This window comes from Bdellovibrio bacteriovorus (assembly GCF_002208115.1).
In the GTDB taxonomy this organism is placed as follows: domain Bacteria; phylum Bdellovibrionota; class Bdellovibrionia; order Bdellovibrionales; family Bdellovibrionaceae; genus Bdellovibrio; species Bdellovibrio bacteriovorus_C.
Map to the genome: position 1 here is coordinate 447889 of NZ_CP020946.1, position 25146 is coordinate 473034.

The 25146-nt window shown below is 51.7% G+C and carries 18 protein-coding genes; 5 read left to right on the forward strand and 13 right to left on the reverse strand.

Going from position 1 to position 25146, the window contains the following annotated elements:
- Positions 1-151: 151 nt before the first annotated feature.
- Complete coding sequence (locus B9G79_RS02300; RefSeq protein ID WP_088564115.1) at positions 152-886, forward strand: transporter substrate-binding domain-containing protein; 735 nt, start codon at positions 152-154, stop codon at positions 884-886.
- Between the two features lie 40 nt (positions 887-926).
- Here B9G79_RS02300 and B9G79_RS02305 read toward each other — a convergent pair whose 3' ends face one another.
- From B9G79_RS02305 to B9G79_RS02330, 6 genes are all read right to left on the reverse strand, one after another.
- Positions 927-2330, reverse strand: coding sequence for a sigma-54-dependent transcriptional regulator (locus tag B9G79_RS02305; RefSeq protein WP_088564116.1), 1404 nt, complete (start codon positions 2328-2330; stop codon positions 927-929).
- Positions 2331-2663: 333 nt separating this feature from the next.
- Complete coding sequence (locus B9G79_RS02310) at positions 2664-3062, reverse strand: response regulator (RefSeq protein ID WP_011165766.1); 399 nt, start codon at positions 3060-3062, stop codon at positions 2664-2666.
- A complete protein-coding gene (locus B9G79_RS02315) occupies positions 3059-5263 on the reverse strand; it encodes an ATP-binding protein (protein WP_088564117.1) in 2205 nt (734 codons plus the stop codon). The genes B9G79_RS02310 and B9G79_RS02315 overlap by 4 nt, the downstream gene beginning before the upstream one ends.
- Positions 5264-5328: 65 nt before the next feature.
- Complete coding sequence (locus tag B9G79_RS02320) at positions 5329-7176, reverse strand: PAS domain-containing sensor histidine kinase (protein WP_088564118.1); 1848 nt, start codon at positions 7174-7176, stop codon at positions 5329-5331.
- Positions 7164-7847, reverse strand: coding sequence for an HAD family hydrolase (locus tag B9G79_RS02325; RefSeq protein WP_088564119.1), 684 nt, complete (start codon positions 7845-7847; stop codon positions 7164-7166). Before B9G79_RS02325 ends, B9G79_RS02320 begins: the two co-directional genes overlap by 13 nt.
- Entirely contained in the window at positions 7848-8543 is a 696-nt protein-coding gene (locus B9G79_RS02330) for a M14 family murein peptide amidase A (protein ID WP_088564120.1), read from the reverse strand.
- Positions 8544-8600: 57 nt separating this feature from the next.
- On the opposite strand from B9G79_RS02330, the gene glmU reads away from it, so the two are divergent.
- Positions 8601-10001 (forward strand): bifunctional UDP-N-acetylglucosamine diphosphorylase/glucosamine-1-phosphate N-acetyltransferase GlmU, encoded by a 1401-nt coding sequence (gene glmU / locus B9G79_RS02335; RefSeq protein ID WP_088564121.1) that lies wholly within the window; start codon positions 8601-8603, stop codon positions 9999-10001.
- Position 10002: 1 nt separating this feature from the next.
- Positions 10003-11889, forward strand: a complete 1887-nt coding sequence (gene glmS / locus B9G79_RS02340; protein WP_088564122.1) for a glutamine--fructose-6-phosphate transaminase (isomerizing) — start codon at positions 10003-10005, stop codon at positions 11887-11889.
- Here the strand turns inward: glmS and B9G79_RS02345 are convergent.
- From B9G79_RS02345 to mltF, 3 genes are read right to left on the reverse strand one after another with little or no spacing between them, the layout of a single operon-like run.
- Positions 11872-12429: a DUF1772 domain-containing protein gene (locus B9G79_RS02345; protein WP_088564123.1), complete on the reverse strand. Its 558-nt coding sequence runs from the start codon at positions 12427-12429 to the stop codon at positions 11872-11874. The two genes, glmS and B9G79_RS02345, sit on opposite strands and share 18 nt — an antisense overlap.
- A 57-nt stretch (positions 12430-12486) precedes the next feature.
- Positions 12487-12975 carry a DUF1772 domain-containing protein gene (locus B9G79_RS02350; protein ID WP_088564124.1) on the reverse strand — a complete coding sequence of 163 codons (489 nt, stop codon included), beginning with the start codon at positions 12973-12975 and terminating at the stop codon, positions 12487-12489.
- Complete coding sequence (mltF, locus tag B9G79_RS02355; RefSeq protein ID WP_088564125.1) at positions 12972-14396, reverse strand: membrane-bound lytic murein transglycosylase MltF; 1425 nt, start codon at positions 14394-14396, stop codon at positions 12972-12974. Before mltF ends, B9G79_RS02350 begins: the two co-directional genes overlap by 4 nt.
- Positions 14397-14627: 231 nt before the next feature.
- On the opposite strand from mltF, the gene B9G79_RS02360 reads away from it, so the two are divergent.
- Positions 14628-15242, forward strand: a complete 615-nt coding sequence (locus B9G79_RS02360; protein WP_038448527.1) for a thymidine kinase — start codon at positions 14628-14630, stop codon at positions 15240-15242.
- Here the strand turns inward: B9G79_RS02360 and B9G79_RS02365 are convergent.
- From B9G79_RS02365 to trmFO, 3 genes are all read right to left on the reverse strand, one after another.
- Positions 15239-19456 (reverse strand): LamG-like jellyroll fold domain-containing protein, encoded by a 4218-nt coding sequence (locus B9G79_RS02365; protein ID WP_088564126.1) that lies wholly within the window; start codon positions 19454-19456, stop codon positions 15239-15241. The genes B9G79_RS02360 and B9G79_RS02365 overlap by 4 nt on opposite strands.
- A complete protein-coding gene (locus tag B9G79_RS02370) occupies positions 19453-20478 on the reverse strand; it encodes a LysM peptidoglycan-binding domain-containing protein (protein WP_088564127.1) in 1026 nt (341 codons plus the stop codon). Before B9G79_RS02370 ends, B9G79_RS02365 begins: the two co-directional genes overlap by 4 nt.
- Positions 20479-20690: 212 nt before the next feature.
- Positions 20691-22013: a methylenetetrahydrofolate--tRNA-(uracil(54)-C(5))-methyltransferase (FADH(2)-oxidizing) TrmFO gene (gene trmFO / locus B9G79_RS02375; RefSeq protein WP_088564128.1), complete on the reverse strand. Its 1323-nt coding sequence runs from the start codon at positions 22011-22013 to the stop codon at positions 20691-20693.
- Positions 22014-22135: 122 nt separating this feature from the next.
- Here trmFO and B9G79_RS02380 point away from each other — a divergent pair, with 122 nt between their 5' ends.
- A complete protein-coding gene (locus tag B9G79_RS02380; protein WP_232469013.1) occupies positions 22136-22432 on the forward strand; it encodes a DUF721 domain-containing protein in 297 nt (98 codons plus the stop codon).
- A 136-nt stretch (positions 22433-22568) separates the two neighbouring features.
- Here B9G79_RS02380 and B9G79_RS02385 read toward each other — a convergent pair whose 3' ends face one another.
- Positions 22569-25142, reverse strand: coding sequence for a hypothetical protein (locus B9G79_RS02385; protein ID WP_088564130.1), 2574 nt, complete (start codon positions 25140-25142; stop codon positions 22569-22571).
- Positions 25143-25146: the final 4 nt, after the last annotated feature.

Genomic DNA, 25146 nt, shown 5'->3' on the forward strand with positions numbered 1-25146 from the left:
AGGCATAATTCAATTAAAATTCAATCGTTCTTGGGTGAACTGCTGTCCGATGTTGGGAACAGGGGCAAACCTGTCCGCGCAATTGTCTTCGCCCGATACTTTTTATTTTCGCAATTTGCAAAGCGCCTCAGAGCTTTGCTAGGATGGCGCCATGAAATGGGCCTTTATACTTGTATTTTTTGTAAGCTCAATGGCGATGGCTGAACAGTCGCCTTTGCAGTCGCCCAAGCCTGTGGTGATGGGGCTGCCCTTTCATGTCAAACGCATTAAAGCCATCATGCAGTATCAGGACTTCATCAATCAGACTATGTCCAGCGTGGGATACAAAGTCAGCATCCGCAACACTCAAGGCAGTCCCCCCAATAAAGTGCTGACCGATGGACAGATCGACGCCATTACCTATGACGACAAGACCTGGACCGAGCAGCGGGATAAGACCGTCAGTCTGTCATTTCCGATTATTCGCACTCGAGGGCGCATTTTTTTCAAGGGTAACAACACACGATTTGACGAAACCAAACTGGCAAAGTTCAAGGGCGGTATTTCCAATAACAATATGGCGTTCACAGAAGAAGCAACCCGCCGCAAACTGAGGTTCATCAACACCGCAAGTCCGTTGCAAAGTGTGGTGGATCTAATGAGTGGCAAGATTGACTATTTTGTCGCCATCCAGGAAGTGGGATTGAGTGCCGTCGATTCTCACCCCGAAGGCAAAAGCAGTATTGTCATGGGTAAAACAGTTTTTCTGGAAGTGCCGCTGTATCTGACTTTTTCGCGAAAGTTCCAGTCGGATCTGCCGCGGATTGAAAGTGCCTTTCGCAAAGCGCTGACCGGAGACCTGTCCAAATACCCGCTGATCATTGAAAATCTGAATAAAGAGCCCTGAAATGAAAAAACCCGCTGCTTTGAACAGCGGGTTTTGTTTTTTAAGTCGGGGTGATTTCGTTTGGCGGGGTCAGACCTTTCTTTTTGATCTTCTCTACCAGAGTTGTGCGGTTCAGTCTTAGCAAAGCCGCTGCCTGATTGCGATTCCAGCCTGTTTTTTCCAGGGCTTTCAGAATCAGGGCGTTTTCGTAAGCGTCCACCGCCGAATTAAAGTCCATACCCACATCCGGAATTTCAAGGCCGCCGATTTCAGTCGAAGCCGTTTTGCCGGATTTGTATTTCAAAGGCAGATCGGAAATGTCCACCTGACCCTGGCCTTTAAGGATCGTCATGCGCTCCACCAGGTTTTCAAGTTCACGGATGTTTCCTGGCCAAGGGTAATTCACCAGACAGTCCAAAGCATCAGAAGTGATGCCGGTCAGACCGCGGCCCTTGGTTTTATTGAAGATATCCATGAAATGATTCAGCAGCAGCGGAATATCGCTCTTGCGTTCGCGCAAAGCCGGAACGGTGATCGGAATCACGTTCAGGCGATAGAACAGATCCTCACGGAACTTGCCGTTTTCAACCGCTTCTTCCAGATTCAGATTGGTCGCGGCAATTACACGCACATTCACGCTGACAGTTTTGGTGGATCCCACCGGCTCAAAGCTTCTTTCCTGCAGGGCGCGCAAAAGCTTCACTTGCAGGGACGGCTCAAGATCACCGATTTCATCCAGGAAGATCGTGCCCCCGTCAGCCATTTCAAAGCGGCCCACACGGTTGGCAATGGCGCCGGTGAAGGCACCTTTCATATGACCGAACAGTTCACTTTCCAAAAGTTCTGAAGGGATCGCACCGCAGTTAATCGGTACAAAAGGCCCTTGTGCGCGGGAGGAGTTATAGTGAATTGCGCGGGCAATCAGTTCTTTCCCGGTCCCGGATTCCCCGGTCACCAGAACTGTCGAATCAGAATCAGCCACGCGCTCAATCATGCGCAGAACATTCTGGATTTGGTCGCTGGTGCCGATGATCTGGTCGAATTTGTATTTCTTGTTCAGCTCCGAGCGCAGTTGCTGATTTTCCTGCTGCAGTTTTTTGTGCGTCAGGGCTTTTTCAATCAGACTCATCAGCTCTTCAAGATTGAAGGGTTTGGTCACGAAGTGGAAGGCCCCTTTTTGAGTCGCGCGAATCGCGGATTCAATAGTGGCATGACCAGTCAGGATGATCACTTCAGTCGCCGGTGTGAGTGATTTAAGATAAGTCATGAACTCGATGCCGTCGCCATCTGGAAGATTCAAATCGACAATGGCCAGATCCACCGGGCTGTCACCCTGGCACAGAACTTTGGCTTCTTCGATTTTATTGGCGGTGATGACGTTCAGGCCTTTGCGATCCAGCACCCGGAACAGAGCGGTGCGGAGTGAAGACTCATCATCTAATATCAGGACACGTTGGCTACGCATGAACCTTCCTTCCATGGTGGGTTCTTGGCGGAAGAAACCGCCTAAAATCAGGATAAGGGGATTTTGACGGGACTGTCAAAAAATCCGCGCCTGGCAAGGCTTTCAGGACCATAAAACTGGACGGGGGTGGGAAAAAAATGCCAGATTTCGCTGGGCCAGAGGCGAGGAAAATTCGAGCTTTTTCTCGTGAAGCAAGGCCTGCCAAAACCCATGGAAATTGCTAACAGCTAAAGAAGACTTGGGTATTCCAATTTTACCAGAAAGAACTGATTAAAAGACGGGCAGACCTGACAGGGATTCGCAAAAACCCCTGCCTTGTGAGGCCACAAGGGCTTAGAAGCCCAGGTTTTCGATCTTTTTGCGAAGCAGGTCCAAAGTGACGGGTTTAACGATGTAGTCATCCACACCGTCTTTCAAGGCGGACTTCACCGAGTTTTCATCTGACACATTGGTGGTCATGATGACTTTCACGGATTTGAATTTTCGCGACCGTTTCAGTTCCTGCAAAACGGCGGCACCATCACGCTTGGGCATACGCCAATCCAAAAAGATCAGTTGCACGGGGTTCAGCGTATCAAAGGCATTTTCCAATTTTCCCAAAGCGATGGATCCATCTTCGGCTTCAAGAATATTCTTAAAGCCCAGGGTGTCCAGCGCCGCCACCATGATCATGCGGTCGGTGCTGTTGTCGTCAATTACCAGAGTCGGACATTTAATGCGTTGAAAACTCATGTGGAAATTCCTTGTTGTGGTACTTCGAGCATTTCTGAGCGCCACAGATGCGTGCAGGCCATCTTGTATTCAGAGCGAAGTTGCAGCAGCAGATAACGAAGCTCTTCTTTGGTGCCCGCACGGGCCTGCTTTTCGATATCGCTGCACAGTTGACCCATGACACGCAGGCCGGCATTCACACAGCTTGATTTCAGATAGTGGGCGCGGTCAGCAAGGTCTTTCAGATCCCCGCGTTTTTCCGCTTCGATCATCTCCACCACATAGGCGGGGGCCTCTTTACCCCATGCCTGCAGAATCTGCTTCATCAGGTCGTCAGCCATATCCGGGCTGATCTGGCGCAGGTTTTCCATGGCTTTGGGATCAACCACCTGGGTTGCCGCATATTTCAGATGCCGTGACCACAGCGCCAGTTTTTCATCAAGCTCTGCCAGGGTCAGAGGTTTTGACAGATAGTCACACATGCCGGCAGCCAGGCAGGCTTCTTTGTCGCCGCGAATCGCGTTGGCGGTGACGGCAATAACGGCCGGCCCCTGACACCATTGCGGGAAACGTTCCGTGATTTTTTGCGCGGCCTCATAACCGTCCATGACGGGCATGTGGCAGTCCATCAGGATAATGTCGTAGGTGCCGGAAAGGGTTTTCTCCAAAGCCTCTTTCCCGTTGTTGACGATGTCAAACTTGTGTCCCAGTCGGTTCAGCATGACTTTCACAACTTCCTGATTGGTCATGTTGTCTTCGGCCACCAGAATTTTCAGAGGGGCCTGGGATGATGAATAGCTTTGTGATTCGCTGGGGCGCTGGTTTTCCGGCATCACGTTGATCGCTTCAAGGGGCAGGGTCACCCAGAAGATGGAGCCTTCGTTGGGTTTGCTTTCCACTTCGATCTTGCCGTTCATCAGCTCCACCAGTTGTTTGGTGATGGAAAGGCCCAGACCGGTACCGCCGAATTTGCGGGTGGTGGATTTGTCAGCCTGCTCAAACGGAGAAAAGATTTTTTTCAAAGTCGCTTCGTCCATGCCCAGCCCCTGATCCTTGACCTGAATCTGCAGCATGGTGCGGGACTGATCACTGCGGAAAGAGTTTACAATCAGGCTGACGGTGCCTTCCGAGCTGAACTTGATGGCATTCCCCAGAAGATTGATCAGGATCTGGCGCAGGCGCAGGACATCCCCTGAAAACGCTGCCGGCGTCTGTTCACTGACCGAGGCATGCAGATCCAGTCCTTTGGATTTGGCAGAGTATTCAACGGTGTTGATGACTTCCTGAACCAGCTTGCGCGGCTCAAAATAGCTTTCTTCCAGTTCCAGTTTGCCGGATTCAATTTTTGAAAGATCCAGAATGCCGTTGATCAGCGACAGCAGGTTCAGGGCGGATTCGCGGATGATTTGAATTTTCTTTTTGATTCCCGATTCAGGGTTCTGATCCAGCAGAACTTCGGTCATGCCCAGAATTCCATTCATCGGTGTGCGGATTTCGTGGGACATATTGGCCAGGAAGCTTGATTTCATATGAGAAGCCTGAAGGGCTTCGTTGCGGGCTTCGACCAGTTGTTTTTCGAGCTGGCGACGCTGACGGCCTTCAAATTCTGTCATGACATAAGCCACGATGATCAGCAAAAAGGCCATAGCAGTGCCCAGCACCTGCCACAATTGATTTCGTTGGGCTGTGATTTCGGATTCCTTTTTCAGTGCCAGTACGCGGGCGCGTTCGTTAGTGATGACCGTGTTAACCGCTTCACGCAGCTGGTCCATGACACCCTTGCCTTGGCCGGATTTAACCAAAGCAATTGCGGAGCTGAGTTTGCCAACACGCACCTGATTGATGACGTTTTCTGAAATTTCCATTTTCTGGCGAACCAGAGCGGACATGGATTGATATTCAGGGCTGGCTTTCAGAGTTGCCGGAGCACTCTTTTCAAGGAGTTCAAATTCCTTTTCGATCGCATCGTTGGCATCCAGATACGGCTTCAGAAACTGTTCGTTCTGCGTCAGCACGTAACCGCGCTGGCCGGTTTCCAGATCCAGTGTGGATTTTTCCACGTTCTGAATCATAGAAATAAGAGCTTCGGTTTTTTCATAGAGTGCAATGGTTTCTCGATATTCCTTCAGGGCCAGGAATTTCAGGATGAAAACCGTCAGGGTGGCCGCAACACCGGTTGAGAACAGCAATAGTGTCAGGGTGCGATTCATTTTAAATGCCAAGGTGGTCCTCGTTTCCGAGTCTTCAGGATAAGAGAAAGACTCTGCTCCAACAAGTGTCCTAAGACCTAAGGCGTGTGTGTTGGAGTGAAGGAAATCTTAACACCGTTTCCGGCGGTTTTGTCAGGAAGAATTTCCAGTTTGGCGTCATGATCGCGCAGAATCTGGGACGCAACGGAAAGTCCCAAACCCAAAGGCATGGAGGTGCTTTTCTCAGGGGTGCCGTTATCGTGAACCAGAATTTCAGGCACACCATCAGTCATCAGGATTTCGATGTCCATCAGAGCCTTAAAATCCTTGTTGTGACGGATACGATCAGTAACCCGGTCAATGGATATCTGCAGGATGTTTTTCAGCGCCTGGGCCAGCATGTTCAAATGTCCGCGAATGACGATATCATCCGCCGGGAAGTGCAGTTTGACCTCGATCCCCTGGGACTTCGTCTGAAGTTCGACGATTTTCAGGGACCGCAGGCAGACTTCCTTCAGGCTGACTGCGCCCTCGCGGTCGGCGTTGGGGTCGCGGGTAAAGCCCAGCAGGTTCTGCACGATTTCTTTGCAGCGCTGGACGCCGGCTTCCATTTCCACGACATCCGGATAAAGTGGATGTTGGGGGTCCATGTCCATTTTGATCAACTGGGTGAAGGATAAAATCCCGCCCAGAGGATTGTTCAGTTCGTGAGCGATGCTGGATCCGATTGTTCCCAGTTCGGCCATCTTGGCGGATTCCAGAATTTGACGTTCCATTTTCAGTTGCTGGGTGACGTCGTGATAAAGGTTCACGAACACCGGCGGTTTTTCTGAATCCAACACCAGGCTTTGCGAATAGACCTCAAAGGTGCGGGCGGTGCTGCGCGATTGCACGCGGAAGTTGGAGCCGCGCTGACAGCCCGGACAGGGTTCATCGCGGTTGTATAATACCTTGTAGCATTTGCGCGAGGTTTCCTCTTTGCTTTCGCTCAGGCGTTCATTCAGGGCCTTGTTGGACTGAATGATGTCATAATTTGTATCGATCAGAACAACCGGGTCGGACATCGAGTTGAATGTCGCCTCCCATTGTTCCTTCATGGATTCGGATTCTTTCAGTTTCTGAATACGATCCAGCGCCAGCGCCACGGCCTCGGCCACGCGGGTCAGGAAGTCACTTTCATCCTTGGAAAAAGGATGGTCCGGGGCGCGCAAAAAGAAGATCGAACCGACTTTTTCATGCTGGCGGAACAGCGGCACCTGAAACTGGGTGAAGCTCAGTTGTGTCTGCACCTGTTTGGCAAAAAGTTCGTCCTGGGGATGGAAGAACAAACGAATCCACGATGTCTGCACTGTTGCCGCCAGGGAATCATTCAGCAGTTGCTCGATTTCAACAACGGAGCTGGCTTCGTGCACCGCCATCAACGCGCGTTTGAAACCTTCAATGCGCGAATTGGTCAGGAAAAGTTTGCGGCGGGCCTCGGTTAGAAACTTGGTTCTTTTCTGAACCCGTTCTTCCAGTTCGATTTGCAGGCGTTTAAGTTGGGCCGTCTGTTCACGAATCAAAAGGGCGAGGTTTTCATCCTGTTTGCGCTGATTGGCCTCTTCCAAAGCTGAAAACAAATGTGTTTCCAGATCCGGATCCTGAAAGCTTTCCATCACCCGCAGGAATGTGAATTCCTCATGCAGCAGCGCCAGTTGGTTGGCGGAAAAGTCCGCCGGAACCACGGCGATAAACTGCGTGGCCGGATGGGCACGTTTGACCTCTTCGTAAAATTCGGGAAATTTTTTACCCAGAATCAGAGTCACTGACAAAGCCACCACGTCATAGGTGGAATCCTGGATCCAGTGCCAGGCCTGATTTAAGTCCGTGGCGATGTGAGCACCCAGCTCTTGCAGGCGCGCATCCCAGGGACCAATAAGCAGGAAGCCGGCTTTCAAAGTCCGCATGTCGGGATCAGATCCTTGTGGTGAGTGATGGTAAAGTCAGGATGATCTTCCGGATACATCGGTTTTTCGCCGGTGTGTTCTCCATAGGCGAAATAGCAGGTGTCAGCGCCCACGCGTTTGCCGTCGCGAATCTCGCTGGACAGGCGGTTTCCGATGCTCAGCAGATGTTTTGGGTCGTGACCTTGGGTGCGCAGAATTTCACGGAAGGCACTGTCTTTCTTTTCGCCGATAAAGCCGTTCAGAATGTAAATGCCGTCAAAGAAGCCGGCGATGTTCAGGGCTTTGATCTTTTTTTCCTGCGAAGGGCGGGAGCCCATCGTGACTAAAAACAGTTTATAGCGTCCGCGCAAAGCTTCCAGATTTTGCAAAGAGCCTTCCAGCAGGGGAAGTGTTTCCGGCACCAGAGGGTTGTAGAATTCCTCCAAGGCGTCGTGGATGGCCTTGCCTTTTTGGTTGGTGCCGAAGCGATTGGCAATCTGGGTGAAGATTTCGGTGTGGGAAAGTTCTTTAGCCAGCTCTTCGCGGGCGCTCATGCATTCGTCCAAAGTGCATCGCAAACCGGCTGCCAGCATAGCTTCGCAGGCCCGCTGGGAGGCGCGAGGCACCAGCAAACCTGAAGTATCTAGCAGAGTGTCATCCAAATCGAAGGCGATGCTTTTGTACTTTGTCATTTATACATTCCGTCCCGTGATCAGAAGTTCCAGGCCCGGCTTAAAGTGAGGCCAGACCAGATTCAGATCGATGTGCTCTTGCTCTTCGATGCAGATCACAGGAATTTGATGTTCAATCCATCCATACTGTCCAAGGCTGCCCGGTGTCGGATAGCCAATGTCCTCGCGGGCTTCATAGTCGGTGCCGGTGGCCAGAATCTCGGCCGCCTGTTTGCCCGGAGCTCCCGTATAGACAACGCAAGGCTCCCACGAATGAAAGTGTACTATAAGCTGTGGCTTTTCGTCCTCAATGAGTTTTACCAGAGCCTGAACTTCCCTCTCACTCCCAGGCGAAGGGCCAGGATAGTATCGAGGAGCTTTGCTTTCGGGGCTCCAGTCCCGACACGGGAAGTTGCGATTCAGGTCGACGCCATTGGCGTTGGTGCGCTGATTCTTGCCGTAGCCGTCGGGATTGATGCAGGGAATGAGGATCCACGGGCGCAGGCGACCGCTGTTGGCGGCTTCCTCCTGCTTCAACCAGTGCAAAAACTCTTCTGCCAGACGGACCCCCTCGGGTTCGTCGCCATGCACACCGCCGATAAACAGGATCGGGCGTTCAGAAAAGTCACTGAGGCTGTGTGATTTTTTATACAGCTCAATGGAAGTTCCCTGAGAGGTGGTGGCCCAAGAAGTTTGGTGAAAAATTTTTGCTTGCATGAGACAATTAAGCCTGTTTTTTTCAGATAAGAAAAGCTTTTAAAAGGAAGTTTCGAAATGTCAGCAAATGCATCTGAGAAGTTGACGGTTATCGCTCTTGCGGCAGGCAAGGGAACTCGCATGAAGTCCCCCCTCCCGAAAGTCCTTCATCCTGTAGCGGGCCGTCCGATGATTGAAAAAGTGATTCAAGCCTCCAAACAGGCCGGCGCTGCCGAAGTGCGCGTGATTGTCGGTCATGGTCAGAATCTGGTTCGTCAGGTTGTGGAGCCAATGGGTGTTGCCTGTTACGTGCAGGATGAACAACTGGGCACCGCCCACGCGGTTCGCTGTGCGAAGCCGGAAACCATCGAGGGCGTGGTCGTTATCATGAACGGGGACCACCCGCTGATTGAAGCTTCCGACATCAAGGATTTCGTGCGCATTTTCCGCGACGAAAAATGCGATCTGGCCGTGGTGACTGCGGTCTTGAAAAATCCGGGCGAGTTCGGCCGTATCGTGCGCCACAAGGGTGACCTGGCGGCGATTGTGGAAGCCAAAGACGCTTCTGCCGAAGCTTTGAAAATCCGCGAGATCAACACCGGCATCTATATCGTCAAGGCGTCCATCCTTGCTGATTATCTGCCAAAGATTTCCAACAACAACGCAAAAAAAGAATACTACATCACGGACCTGATTTCTTTGTGCATTCAGGACAAGTGCCGTGTGCAGGCAATCCAGTCCACTCCGAAAGTGGCCGTGGGCGTGAACAATCAACTGGAGCTGGCGCGCGCCACCCGTCTGCTGTTCAAGCGCAAGGCTTTGCGTCTGATGGAAGACGGCGTGCTGATGATCGATCCACGCACCGTGTATGTGGAAGAAAGTGTTGAGATCGGTGCGGGCACCGTGATCTATCCGAATGTCTTTATTCGTGGTCGCACCAAAATCGGTTCGTTCACGGTGATTGAATCCAACGCCTTTATTTCGGACTGCGAAATCGGCGACAGTGTGCAGATCCGTGGCGGCAGTTATCTGGAAAGCTCAAAATTGCACAACAAGGTGTCTGCGGGACCTTACGCGCGCCTGCGCCCGGAAACTGAGATCTTCGAAGAAGCCCACGTTGGCAACTTCGTCGAGATGAAAAAAGTGAAGTTCGGGAAAAAGTCCAAAGCCGGTCATCTGACTTATCTGGGGGATGCTGAAATCGGCGAAGAGGTGAATGTGGGCTGCGGAACTATCACGTGCAATTACGCTGCTGATAAAAAGAAATATAAAACGAAAATCGGAAACCGCGTCTTCGTGGGCAGCGACACTCAGTTTGTGGCGCCTATTGAAGTCGGCGATGATGCCATCATCGGTTCCGGCTCCACGATCACCAAAAACGTGCCGGCGAAAGCATTGGCTGTGGCCCGTGGAAAACAATTTGTAAAAGAAAACTACGCCGCGAAAACTGCGGAAACTGAAGAAAAAGAGCAGGTGTAAGATGTGTGGAATTGTTGGTTACTTGGGTCCACAAAATCCTAAAGATATCATTGTGAGTGGTCTGAAAAAACTTGAATACCGCGGTTACGACAGTGCCGGGGTGGCCATTCTGGATCACGGCAAGACCAAACGTGTGCGCGCCCAAGGCAAACTGAAAGCCCTGGAAGACAAACTGGCGACTGAAAAATTCGACGGCCACATCGGTATTGGTCACACCCGCTGGGCGACCCACGGCAAGCCTTCCGAGCGCAACGCCCATCCGCACCAGGTGCGCGGAATCAGCCTGGTTCACAACGGCATCATCGAAAACTATCTGGATATTCGCGAAGAACTGAAGGCCCAGGGTGCGGATATCACTTCTGACACGGACTCGGAGCTTGTGGCTCACTTGATCGCCAATGAAGTGGAAGTGACCAAGGATCTGTTCAAGGCCGTTCAGAACGTGCTGGAAAAGATCCGTGGCGCGTTCTCGATCCTGGTGATGTGGGAGCAGGAACCGGACCGTTTGGTGGCCTTCAAAGACGGCCCGCCGCTGGTTGTGGGCATGGGCAAGGACGAAGTCTTTGTTGCCAGCGACGTGCAGGCTCTGATTCAGTACACCAAGAACTTCGTTTATCTTGAAGACCGTGAAGTGGCTTCCATTAAGGGTGCTGATGTTCAGTTCTTCTCTGCCAATGGTTTCCCGATCCAGAAGAAAGTGGTTGAGCTGAACTGGAACCCGGAAATGGTTGAAAAGCAGGGCTATGCCCACTTCATGCTGAAAGAGATCTATGAACAGCCACGCGCGGTGGCGGCGGCGATCGAACCGCACGTGAATCCAGAGACGTTCTCTGTGGCTTTGAAAAATGTCGGCTTCGGTGGACAGTCCGTGCAAAAGCTGGAAGAGCTTGATGCCAAGGCCGACTGGGCAAAAACCCAGGAAGTTTTCAAGAGTATTGAGCGTGTGTTCATCATCGCCTGCGGCACCAGCAACTATGCCGGGAACGTCGGTAAATATCTGATCGAACAACTGGCGAAAGTTCCGGTTGAATGCGACATCGCCAGCGAATTCCGTTACCGCAACCCAGTGATCCCGGCAAAAAGCCTTGTGATCACAATTTCTCAATCCGGAGAAACAGCCGACACTTTGGCGGCCATCCGTATGGCCAAAGAAATGGGCGCGACCACTTTGAGTATCTGCAACGTGAAGAACTCCACGATCGACCGTGAAGCGCATGGGCACTTGTACATGAACTCGGGTCCTGAAATCGGCGTGGCTTCCACGAAAGCCTTCACCAGCACCATGGCGGTTCTGAACACTTTGGCAATCGCCATTGCACGCACTCGCGGGGTGATGAACGAAGCAGAGGAAAAAGAGCTGGTGAAATCCCTTCTGGCGGTTCCAAGCCAGATGGAAGGTGTTTTGTCTTACGATAAATACTTTGAAGAAGCGGCTTCCAGTCTGAAGTTGTTCCGCGGTTTCCTGTACATGGGCCGTGGCACCAGCTTCCCGATTGCAATGGAAGGGGCTTTGAAACTGAAAGAACTGGCTTACATGCACGCGGAAGGTTATGCCGCTGGCGAAATGAAGCACGGTCCTTTGGCGTTGATTGATGAGCGTATGGCGATTGTGATGGTGGCTCCGACGGATCACCTATACGAAAAAACCATCAGCAATCTGGAAGAAGCCCGTGCCCGCGGTGGCAAGGTGATTTCTATCGGAACTGGTGACAACGAAAAACTGCGCGAGATCAGCGAGCACTATCTGGCTATTCCAAAAGCTCACTGGACAGTGAATGCAATCCTGTCAGTGATTCCGTTGCAGCTGATGTCCTATCACCTGGCAAGCAATCTGGGGTACGACGTGGATCAGCCACGCAACCTGGCTAAATCAGTGACGGTGGAATAAACTTTTAAACCCCGGGCGTCCCCCGGGGTTTTTTGTTTCTGTGGCGACCTTCTTTTCGCCTTCCAGATAAAAATACAGCCCCATCAAAATCAGAATGAATCCCGCAGTGATAATCAGTAAGTGGATGAACATGAACTGAGTCCACTCTTCGCGCAGAGACAGCCATTGCGCGGGGATGGTTCCGGTTTTTCCGGCTTCACGCAAGATAGCATTGATTTTGTAGTGCCCCTTATAGGACAGAACGATTTCATCCAGCACGCAGAACAGGGCTGAAGCCACACAGATAAATTCAAAAGACCGCCATTTTTTACGGCGCAGAATCAGCCACAGGGTGGCTGAAGCAATCATGGTCAGATAAACCAGTCGCACCCGGGGTTCAAACAGGGGTTCCGCGACCCGATAGAATTCCAGGTATTGTTGCAGTGGCATGCGCGCCAGAACTTGGCTGGCAAAGACCGCAAAGTACAGCACAAAGCCGGTGAACAAACCGATGCTCAGAACGCAGATGTAAATGCAAATTCGCAGCGGGAGTTGTGCCATCCTTTTTTATTGTCGGCATGGCGGCAGGTTATAGCAAATTTTAGATCAGTAAGATTACTAAAGGACTTCTGTTTTTTGACGGCGATGATGGGCAATCAGCAGCAGGATAAAGGCAACCACACTGAGCGCCAGGTGGTATTTCATCATAGACAGCCACTCTGTTCGCAAGTGTTCCCAGTTAGATGGCAAATGATGAGTCTGCTTCCACGCGGTCATCAGTTTGTTCAAGGGAACCTGCGCACGATAGGTGACGTAAAGCTGATCCACAAAACATAGAAGCGCCAGATTCAGCATCAGGAATTCACGGGACTTCCAGTGCTTCACCAGGCAGATCCACCAGATCGCAAGACTGCCAAGCAGAACTGCAAAGAAGTAAGGAAAGATCGCCGCAAATGTGGGCTCTGTGATGGAGTTTACTTCGACAAAGGATTGAGGGCCAAGACTGTTAACAGCGGGGCCGATGATGGCCACCATGGACAAGCTGTGCCCGGCCAGTAATCCCATGCAGATGATGGCGACAAACCGGGCCCAGGCGCGAATCTTCATCCGGCAGAGTTCATCAGGTTATAGAAGGATTTGACCCGCTCTACGAAGTCCACTGTTTCATAACCACGAGCCGGTCCGTATTCAAATTCGGCTGCGTATTCCGGGTCTGCCAGTAAAGGCAAGACTTCGCGCATGTGTCTCCAGGAATAAGGATTGCGGCCCATTTTTTCTGCCAGCTTCTGGGCGTCTTTCAAGTGAGCCCAGCCGACATTGTAAGCGGCCAGAGCCAGCGCCAGACGGTCTTTATAGTTCAGGTGTGACGGCACGCGGTCCATCAATGAACGCAGATATTTGGATCCGCCCCAGATGCTTTGCAGTGGATCCGTGCGGTCTTCGATACCCACATGCAAAGCTGTGTCGGTCGTCAATTGCATCAGACCACGCACGCCAGTGAAACTGCGAGCTTCCGGATTCCAGTGAGATTCCTGATAAGCGACAGAAGCGATCAGCTGCCAAGGCAGATTGTGTTCGCGACCGGCATCCCGGAAGGCGTCTTTATATGTCGGCAACGTCGTGCGGATTTTTTTGAAGAACTGAGCGATATCGCGCTTATCCAGCTGGGTCAGGTACGTTTTATAACGATCCAGAATGCGCATGATTTCGTCTTCGCGGGAAGCCTGCTGATACCAGTGTTGCATCAGATGCAGAAGACTTGAGTTGTCCGGTGAAAGCTGCCAGCTCAAAGAGTACGGGGCCGTCAGGTCCGCGACCTTTTCGATCGATGTGTGATAGCGGGCATAGAAATCACCGCTGAAGTTTTCTGCGATCACACAGTCATTTTTGCGTTGAGCAAGGCTGGCGATCAGATCCTGGGTTTTGATGTTTTCCTGAATCTCCACCTTCACTTGTGGTGAAAGCTGGGTCAGGCGTTGTGACAATCCCAGATAATTGTCTTTTTGCAGCAGCGAGATGTTTTTGCCATTCAGATCCTGGATGTTCTGGATCTGGGCCTTCTTGTGGCAGTAAAGGCTAAGATAAGTTTCTTCGTAAGCAGGGCCGGTCAGGAAGCCGGTCATATTGTGAGGAGTCCTCAAGCGGGCTGCGGCGATATCCCCTTCGCCTTTAGACAGCGCCCGCAACACCGAGTCCTCATCCGGAAGTACGACGTACCTCAGTTTGAGGTTGTAGCGGGTGGCGAAGTTTTCCAAAAGATCGTGATCGATCCCGAAAGCACCGCCGCGTTTGGGCTGACTATATATAAGAGGACTTTGCGTGGTCAGCACCACGATTTCACCTTTGGACTGAACTTGAGCCAAGCTCTCCTGTTCGTCCATAATCATGGCGTCGCAGCCATTCATGGCGACCGTGGTAAACCCAAGGCCTCCGATTAGAAAGGCCCGGGCGATTTTCTGTCTTAATCTTAAAATCGTTCCCATAGCGTGGGGCAGTGCTATCCTTTGGCGCGCCGCCAGTGCAAGCATTAAGCACCGAATTTGTGTCTTTAAATGTGAAAAGCGCGCGGTTTTTGCACAAAATCCCCGGCAAATTGTAAAAAAGCTCAGTCCTCGGCGACGCTTACAGGCTGGCGTCAGAAACCCAGAAATCGCTCGTTTTTATGACGCAAGCTAGTTGAAAAAGCCTGTCTGGAGCGTTGACTCCTCCGCCAGATTCCACGATCGTTTTTGCCAATGGCCACTAAAAGGAGGGTTTTAGTGTCTGAGTTTTCTTATGTTCACACTCGTGGTTGGGTTGAGGTTGTTGTTGGTTCCATGTTCAGCGGTAAGACCGAGGAACTGATCCGTCGCCTGCGCCGTGCGGAATTCGCGCGCCTGCAAATTCAGGTGTTCAAACCTATTATAGATAAACGCTACAACGAGATGGCCGTGACTTCCCACGATCTGACGACCATTGATTCCACTCCGATTCACGATGCTGAAGAAATCTGGAACCTTCTAAAACCCAACACGAAAGTGGTGGGGATCGATGAAGGTCAGTTCTTTGGGCAAAACCTGGTGCAGATCGCCCAGGATCTGGCAGACCGCGGATTGCGTGTGATCATCGCGGGTCTGGATACAGACTGGCAGGGGAAACCCTTTGAACCCATGCCGACGTTGATGGCCGTGGCGGAAAGCGTGACCAAACAACATGCCGTGTGTGTGGTGTGTGGGTCTCCAGCCAGCCGTACGCAAAGAACGGCGGGTGGCGACGGTCAGGTTCTGGTCGGAACTCATGACGCGTACGAAGCACGCTGCCGTCAGCACTTCAAACCGGAAGTGGATGCTCCCACGCTCGACTGGAAACTAAAACGCGAAATGGAAATTTCCTAGTACTTCTTACCCGTCAAAGTCAGGCTGTTCAGCTCACACTGGGACAGCCCTGTTGATTGCAGGTAAGCTCTTACCTGCAAAGTACCAGTTCCCACTGTCGATGCAAAACTGTCCAGATTCTCAGACAAGGTTGTCGCATCGTTAGCCGTGGCAGCATTGGTCGAAGCCGCCCACGTCGTTCCATTCCAATAATAGTAATTCACACCGTTGTGGCTAAGGGCATATTTCACCCCGGCAGAACAGCCATTGCCACCCAGGTTTTCGCTGAATGAATTTTTATCCAAAGCTTCATAGACGGAAGTCACCGCGGCCGCCGTCGCTGTGACAGATGGAGCGGAGCTGTTGTAGCGGCTTGGGCCGGTGGCAGCATATTGAATTTCCGGCGAACAAGAAGCCGCGGCAGCATTGTAAGTGCATCCGGTGTTGGCGTCGTCACTGGCAAGATACGCGCGATACTGGAAGTAACGATTGGCGGTCACAGACAGCGGACCGAAGTTAGCGAAGGTCATCGTCGGAGAACCCGCTGCCACAGTTCCAGCCAAAATATTATTGGTTGTGTTGTAGAGTTCAGAGAACATGGACTGCGCAGAGTTGTCCGGGCCTTTCCATCCTGCATTCGTGGTCACATCCTGATCAGCACAGTTGCTGGTTGAACAGGTGCGAACCTGATAACCCACGCGATTCACACCACGACGGTAAAGCTGATGAATTTCAGCGGCAGTAAGACTGCGCTTCCAGATACCCATTTCATCAATCAGACCGTTGAACGAAGAGCTGGCACTGCTATAACTGCCAAGGCGTGTGCCGAACGATCCTCCGGCCAGCAAGTCGGCGGCATGACAGGCCCCTGCTGTGGTGCCATTGATGTACATCTGGAAGCAGGTGCCATTGAAGGTCAAAGCCACGTGAGTCCACACATTCTTGGGCATGTTCGTCGTCGAGCTGACAAAGGCTGTTGTGGATTTCGTATAGAACATCAGCTTGTTGGTGTTGCCAAGTCCGAAAGCCATCGTGCTGCTGGCGACACTGCCGGAATGGATGGAAATAATACGATTGTCGATAGCGCCAGCACCTCCGGTTCCGATGTTGTAAGCCAGGACCCAGGCGCTGACGGTTAACGGGCTGTTGTTCGACGGGATAAAGGCACTGCCTGAATCTGTCACGACAGAATCTCCGGAAGAGCCAAACAATCCTGAACTGCCAAAACGGCCCACGGTTGAAGTGGTTGCAGTTCCCGTGCGCACGCCGTGGCGATTGTTGCCTGAAGCATCGATAACTTCACCGGCGGTGCCATTCCAGGCGCTTTCATTCATATGCCAGAAACCAGCAAGGTTTGTATTCAGACTGCCAATCAGGCCTGAATAGTTTGCGACATTTTCACTGGTGGCAGGAATTTCTTTATAGAATGGCAAAGTGGTTTTCAGGCTTAAAGACGACCAGATATTGTAGGTTGATCCCGTTGTGTGGGAATCGATCACACGCGACGTGAACAGGCCTGACGTCTTCGCGCGCTGAGTGGCGAAAATATTCGCGACCTGAGAGCTGGTCAGCGCCGTTGTCCAGATCGCAAACTCATCCATGTTGCCGTTAAAGCCATTTGTTCCCAGTCCCTGACCCACGTACATGGTGCCGGTTCCTGCGAAATTGGCAGCGGCCGTATCGGAGGCGATCACAACGCCGTCGCGATACAGGGTTCTTGTTCTGGTCGTGGCATCGTAAGTGGCTGCCAAGTGAACCCAGCGCTGATAATCATAAGTCATATAGTTGGTGGCTGTGGTCAGGTCGTCGTTATAGAAACCCACACGCAGTGTGCCGGTGCTGGTGTAACCCAGGAATAAACCGCTGTCTGTGGTGGTGGTGCCATAGCCCAGAATGTGTTGATGAACTCCGGCGTTGGAGGTCGGGTAAACCCAGGCTGAAATTGAAAACGAACTGTTGGCCAGGGCCGGGGGGGATGCAATGGAGCCATAGCTTCCAGAGCTGAATGTGCCGTAGTGGCTGCCGACTTTTCCGGGGCTGGTGGCTGACGGACTGCCGACGATCGAGGCATGATAAGTGCCCACGGAGTCGTTGAAGTTGTTATCCATTTTCCAGTAAGCCACCATGCTGTTTGCCTGAGGTGCCCAGGTGCCGTCGAAGATTCCGCTGTTGTATGCAGAATCGAGGCGCAGATAGCCTCCAGTGCCGTCCCATTGAACTCCAGAGAGGGTCCCGGCTTGAAAATCCGTGCTGGCTTCATCCGTCAAAGACGGGGAAGTCAGACGGGCCACACCACCGGCAGTGAATTCAACGGAAGCAGCATTGCTAATGGCATACTGACCCGTTGTGCCTGAAGTGAATGGAATCGACAGAGTGAAGGTCTGATAAACCGCACCGGACAATTCATTGGTGGAAACCACAGATCCATAAGCATTGTTGGCGCGCACTCGGTAATAGTACGTCGTCCCTGCGCTCAATCCTGAAATGTTGGCCGGAGAGGTGACGCCCACAGAGCTTGAAGCATAAGGCTGAACAGCTGTGTGAGAGCTTGTATCGTAAAGCACATCATATGAGGTCGCGCCCGCCGTCAGTGGGAAACTGACTTTGGTGCTGCCCGTGTCTGGCGTCAATGAGGTGGCGTTAAATGCGTTGATAGGAATTGCAGAAGCTTCTGCGGTGGCATTGACAGATCCGTAGGCATTGGTGGCAGTTACCATCACATAGTAAGTGTTTCCGCCTGTAAGACTTGCGATTTCATAAGGGGATGTCGCGGATGTGGAATCAGTGAAGGAATAGACTCCCGAAACTGTGCCGAACTTCACAGTGTAGGCCGAGGCGCCGGTGGAATTTCCAAAATTAACCTTTAGTTTGTTGGTGGCGTCCACGGTGATTGAGGAAATTGTAAATGCAGAAAGAGGTCTTGAAACAGCTTCGCTGGTGGCAGAGGTGGTTCCGGTGATATTGCTGGCTTCAACCTGGAAGTAATAGTCAGTGCCTGCCGTTAAGGAAGAGATTGTGACTGGAGAAGTCGCATTGGTGCTGACTGTGGTGGGATAGCTGCCTGAGCTTGTTCCGTATTTCACTGTATAACTGGCAGCATCGCTGGCCGAGCCCCAGCTTAATACCACCTGGGAATTTCCAGCAACTGCACTGGAAATTGTGAAGGCGCCCGGTGCTGGAGGATGAATAAGAAAGCTGCCGGAAGTTTTCGTCAGAGCCCCGGTGCCACCGGAGCCCACAGTGCTTGATTTCGTTGCTGTGAGGACTTTGCCAGAGCCCTGGCTGTTGACCGAGATATCTGTGAAAGTCGCGACACCGGCAACAGCGGCCACGGTGGCTGTGCCACCCACGCTGCCAGTTCCGGAAGTCAGGGACATTGTGATATTGGCCGTGGAATCAGCGCCGATGGTCACGGTGTTTCCTTGCGCATCCACGATTTTGACTGCCGGCTGAGTTGAAAGAGGCACGCCCGGAGCAACATCACCAACGGGAGACGAAGTAAAGAACAACTGTGACGCCGGTCCCGGCAAAACAGAGACGGTGGGATAAACACTCGTCACAAGTTGAGCGCCAATCGCAGCCCGCAGTGACGTCGCCGTGCCCACGGTGATTCCAGTGAATGTCGCAGAGTAGGTGCCGTTATTGTGATCGGTGACAGCACCAAATGTTCCGGTGCTGGTGCCTCCGGTGGCAGAGAACTGTACGCTTAGGCCTCCGGTTGTAAATGGATTTCCAGAGGTGTCATAGGCATGCAAGGTGACTGTGACGGCAGAGTCGGATTTTACGGTGGCTGCTGCGACCGAAACTTGTGACAGGGCCAGGGAATAGTTCCCCGGTAAGACAGTGATGGATGGGATGTCGCCAGAAAGTTCCGTGCCGTTTATTCTGACGTTCAGTTTCGAGGCTGTTCCGGCATTGTGGCCGCTGAAACTGACGGTGTAAGTGCCGTTGGCGTTGTCTGTAATCTGACTGAAATCCCCGGTGCTGGTGCCGCCAGAGAGCGAAAGTTCAATTTCAGGCGTGCTATGGGGAAGATAAAAAATATTTCCCGATGAATCCCGCGTGGTCATGGTCATGGTGACGGAGTATCCCGACATCACCGTGGTTGCCGAAAATTCAACGGTGCTTTTTTCGGAGGAAATAGCGACTCCGGCCAGGAAGCCGTCTTCAATTTTGGATCCGGGTTTACAGCTGACGATCGTCAGGAAACAGCAGAGCAGAAGAAGGTAATTCATTTTTCCTCCTTGAAGAGCTCAAAACCCCAGATCAGGCGACCGAACACAGTTTGTTCGCTGATGTCGACCAGGGATGTGTTTTGGGATCTTTGACGGACCCCAATTTCCAGATTGAACAGATTGGCATTTTTAAGACGGCGAATGAACAGGGCACCACCATAAGTCGTGCCATTCTCAACACTGTAGGTGTCAGCGGTGGCGCTTCCCAGGTATCCTGCCTGTGCAGACAAGCCCAGAGCGGTTGAGCCTTTCACCATCACATCGTAAGAAAATCCAAGGTGGGCCTTAACAAGGGGAAGCGAATCAACCGTGATATCCGTGGTGGAAAGACCCTGGATAAACAGTTCTTGTCCATAACCTGCGTCGTACAAAAGTGTGAAGCGGTCTGAAATCTGGTTCTGGCCAGCCAGTGTGATGCGCATCAGATTTTGTGATGGTTTCAATAAAACCTTGGTGGAATTTGTTGAAGGCATGAATTCCAGATTGCGCAGGAAGATTCCCATATGGGTTTTAAAATTCTCATCCCATTGCTGCGACCATTTAGCACCCAGTTCAATTTCCTGTTTGGTGTAAAGCTGAGCTGTGGCTGTCGTGGTTGCATCCTGCGCTTCCAGCGTTGTGAAGTCGTAGCCCGCTGAAAGTTCAAAGTGATGTGGGACTTCTTCTGTGCTGATTTGAACTTGCTTTGGTATTGGCGGGGAAAAAATTTGTTCTTCAGTGGAAGGTGATGGGGCTGCCGCGGGTAAGTGATCTGTTGCTGTGAAGTTTTCGGAACCTGCAGGAATGAAAATACTTTCGCCGATATAGATTCGTTGTTCGCTGCGAACTCGTGGATTCAGTGCCAGGATTTTTGCGAGATTTTGATTCTTGCCGTAGGTGTGACCGCCTTTGATTCTGTCTGCGATCAGAGACAGTGAATCCCCTTTTTTCACGACGTAAACGCGGACGTCACTCTCGCCAGCTCTGACTGTGCTGGTAAGGAAGAAGATGCAAATAAAGAGATACTGTCCAATGTGTCTCATTCAATCCCGACTATTATTCGCCTAACACTTGTAAAGTTTCGGTTAAGGCCTGTATTGATAGTCGGAATGCGAAGAAAATTCCTGAAGATAAAGTTCCGGAATTGCCCGGACATTACAAATATTTAGAACTTAATGTGAGCTATATCCACGAAACACTGCCCAAGCGTCTCAGAGTGAGACACTCGGGCTAATTGTGGAATATTCATGGGAATTTATGGATTCCACTGCTCCATCGCCGTGCGGGCGATAGTGATCTGCTTTTCTTTGCGCAGGGTTTTGTCGCGCTCTTTTTCCGCCAGTGGTGGCAGTAAAGCAAAGTTGATATTGGTCGGCTGGAAGTGTTCAGCACGGGTTGGATCCGTGATCGCTTCAAGCAAAGAACCAAAGGCACTTTCGCGCGGCGGAGGATTGAATGACTGGTCTTTCAATTTCTGATTCAGGAACCGGGACACCATCAAGCCTGTGCAGGTCGATTCAAAGTAACCTTCAACACCCGTGATCTGACCGGCAAAGAACAACCAAGGATCATTCTTGCTGGAAAGGTCCTTGTTCAGACGCTTCGGGGAGTTGATGAACAGATTGCGGTGAATGCTTCCCAGTTTCAGGAACTCGGCGTTTTCAAGGCCCGGGATCATGCGGAACACACGAACCTGTTCGCCGTAAGCCATGCGGGTCTGGAAGCCCACCATGTTATAGGCTGTGCCTTCTTTGTTGTCCTGACGAAGCTGAACCACGGCCCATGGATAACGGCCGGTGCGAGGGTCATCCAAGCCAATCGGCTTCATCGGACCGAAACGCAAAGTCTGCGGGCCACGATCCACCATCACTTCAATCGGCATGCAGCCTTCAAAAAACTCTGTAGTCTCGAAGTCTTTTGGTTCGATCTTGCGCGCTTTTTGGATTTCTTCGATGAAGCGGTTGTATTCTTCCTTGTTCATCGGGCAGTTGTAGTAGTCCCCGGTGCCCTTGTCATAGCGGTCGGCCTTCCACGCGATTTCCGTATTGATGGAATCCGCATCAATGATCGGTGCAATGGCATCAAAGAAATAAAGGAATTCGTCACCAAAATGCTGGCGCATGCTTTCGGCCAGATCATCGTGAGTCAACGGACCGGTGGCAATAACTGCCGGACGGGGGATGTCGTTCAGGGACTTCACCACGTCGGTGCGGACTTCAATATTGGGATGATTTTTGACTTTTTCAGTCATGATGGCAGAAAAGACCTCGCGGTCCATGCCCAAAGCCTGACCGGCCGGAACTTGAGCCTCGAAGGCGGCCTGCAGGATGTGAGAATTCAGCTTTTTAGCCTCCCACTTCAATTGGCCAGGAGCGGAATGTTCACCCAAACTGCCAAAAGAGTTGGAGCACACAAGTTCTGCGAATTTATGAGTTTTGTGCGCCGGGGTCATGGTTTTATCGCGCATCTCGTAAAGAACGACACTGTATCCCATGTCAGCTAGTTGCAGAGCGCATTCTGAGCCCGCAAGCCCTGCTCCAACGACTGTAATTTTTTGATTTTGAGTGATATTTGTCATCTTTGTGGTAGACCTTTTCTTACATGGATCCCAATCAGAAACCCAAAGGCAAATTATCTATCGGCTCGGAAGTACTACAGAGACTTTTCGAAAATGGCAAGTCGCCATTGTCCGAGCAGTTTATGCGCTGGAAACTATGGGCAAAATGGGAAGAAGTTGTGGGTCCGACCATCGCCAAAAATGCCGAACCGGTGGGTTTTCAGAGGGGTGTTTTGTACGTTTGGGTGCGAAACTCGTCCTGGATGCAGCAGATGATCTTTATGAAGGATCCTATCCGCGACACCATCAATCAGAAGTTTGAAAACAACTTTGTAAAATATATCAAGTTCACCCTGGATCGCCGGGAGGTTCCGACTGAGGACACCTCCACTTTCAAAGAGATGATCCAGAAAATCGCACCAGAATCCGACGACGACTAAGGCTGATGAAAAAGGCTCATCTGACTGCGTTGTCTGGGCCAGTCCTCGCTTCGACGTGCTTGGAGCACGCCTGCGCTGCGGGTTGGCCCATCCGCCTTGCATCTGAACCTTTTTGATCAGCCTTTTTTTTAAATATTTATTTTAGGTTTTTTAGAGCGGATAGCCATGGGTTCATCAGTTTTTCGAGCTGAAGGCGGCTTTCTTCCGGCAGATGCGGTTTCAACTCGCTGAGTGCCAGCAGGGTGTTGATACGCTCGGGCAGACTGAGTTTGCTGCCGTCGCTGTTGATATAGAATTCTTCTTTGGCGTTGAACATCTGGCGGTTCATCGCATAGTAAACTTCCTGAGCGGACCACAGATAAGAATCAATTTTCGTGATCTGCCAGCCCTTTAACAGCGCACGAATCGCCAGGGCCTGTTGTTCGACGCGATAGTCTTTGTTCACTTCCAGCGTGCGTTCATTCAGATTCATTTTGGTCACAGCCAGCTTGTGGGCTTTGATCAGCTGATTGGAAATAAAATTGGAAAGCGCCAGGATCAACAGACGCATGTCTTTGCGGCCTGCATTTAAAATATCCAAAGGCGCTTCGCCGTTGGCGTCTTTTTCAAGCAGGATCGATGATTTGGTGTTTTCTACACCTTCGGTGGCATCCAGGAACTCGCTGAGCGCCAGCAGGAAGTTTGCCGTGTCGCGGGTGCTGACCGTCTGCGTGCGTTCGCCTTTTTTGATGTCAACGATTCCGGCCATGACAGCGGTTTCATTGGTTGTGCCATAGCTGTCTGCCCAAAGCAGATTGTTGTTCAGACTCAGCATAAACACCGGGGTTGCTTTTTTGGTGATGTCCTGAAGCAAAACCGCCGCATTCCCCAGATTCAGAGCAAAGAGCATGTCTTTCGGGAACAGCGGCTGTTGCAGGTCTTCGTGCTGGGCGTCCTGAGTCAGATCCTGCGCTTTGATCGGACCCAACTGTTCATCATAGGCGGTTTTCTTCCAGTCGGCCGTCAGGCGCATCATGCGGCTTAAACCACGAATTTGCGATGCAAAGGCTGCCGCTGAAAAGTCTTTTTCATAAGTCAGCTCGTGATCTGCATGATAGGCATCACGCAGCTTGATGATATCAGGGACGCGGAAGGAAAGTCCCGGGTCTTTGGAGGCATCAAAATTCATTATGTCCAGCAAGGTGCCTTCATGATTCACCGGAGCCAACAGGGCCGGAACCAGATTGTTCTCCATGTCACGATAGCCAGCAATTGCCACCAGCTTGTTCACCTGCGCCAGCATTGCGGCAAAGGCATTCGGATCGTTGGCAGGCGATTCTTCCAGTAAAAGGACATTGGCCGACATCGCCGGACCAATGGAGTCTGCGCGCAATTGCGGGGAGGCTGCCGCCGGCTTCAGATTCAGAGATTTGCTGGTGGAGGCTTCAAACAGAACCTGTCCGCCTTCAAAGCCAGGCAGCATGCCGTCGGTGGCGGGCAGGACTTTCTTTTGCCAGACCTTAAACAGGTTGCGCACATAGTTCTGATAGCCGTCACGCACCCGTGTGATGGCTGCCGCTTTATCCGTCAGGCCCACATCGATGTTGTCAGCGAAGGTCTGGGGCATTGTCTTTACGAATTCAGCAGCGAAGGCCTCAATGGAGGTCACAACATACTGGCGGGTGGCGTTGTTCAAATCGCGCTGCAAAGTCTCTACACCGAATTTTTTGATTTTCGGAAGGATGAAGATCTTTTTGGTGATGCCGTCGATGATGCCGCCGTTGCAGCCTTCGGTGGCCAGGCAGATCAATTCGTCCTCGTTCTGTTTGGACAGGAAATCATACAGTGTTTCATTCACCGGTTTGAAATTCTGTTCGCGCTCGGCGGGGGTCAGCATGCGCCATACGTCCACGATCACAGTTAAAGCGCTCTGAGCATCCGACATGCGATCCAGGCCCACCGCGAGTTTGCGTCCCTGCAGCATGCTGGCCTGAAGTTCCGGGGTCAGTTCGACCTCAAATTGCTTAACGGCGTCGTCAATAAGGCGCAAAGTTTCTGAAAGGGTTTTGGTGGCCGCAAGTTTTGCCAGCAGGGCGCGCACTTCCGCAAACAAGGGTGTGGTTTTCTTCTGGAACTCTTCCGTCAGACCACTTTCGATAACCGGGATTAGTCCCATATTGGGGATTTCCGCCAGCACCATGCCCGTGAATATTTCGGCGCGAGAAAGAATCTCGTTCAGATTTTTAATGGGAACCTGAGGCAGTCCCGGGCCCAGAGCCTCAATGTGTCTGCGAATCACCGGACGCGATTTTTCGATATCGGCCAGAACTTCAGTCAAAGTCCCGCGGACTTGTTCCTGGGTCTGAGAAGTGGCCAGAGATGCAAACGGGGAATCCGCAAGCTCCGTTGTCAAAGTGGCCTGAGGAGTGCTGTAATATTTGCGAATCCAGGAAAGCCCGGTCTGCTTTAGCGCCGGTGTTTCGGTGGAAGCACCCAAGTGGTGCAGAGCCTCAGCAATTTCAAAGAACCGGGCGCTGCCGATGGTGCCAGCCCAGTACAATTCCGGAGTGTCTTTGCCAAACTGACGAACACGCAGGTTCAACCGGGTGTCTTTGGATTGCGGGCCGAAAGAGGTTTGGGGTTTTTCAAAGACACGTTCTTCCACTTTCGGAGCGCACGCCGAAAGAACAAGGGCCGAGGACATCAGAATGTGCAAAGACTTTCTTAACATGGGC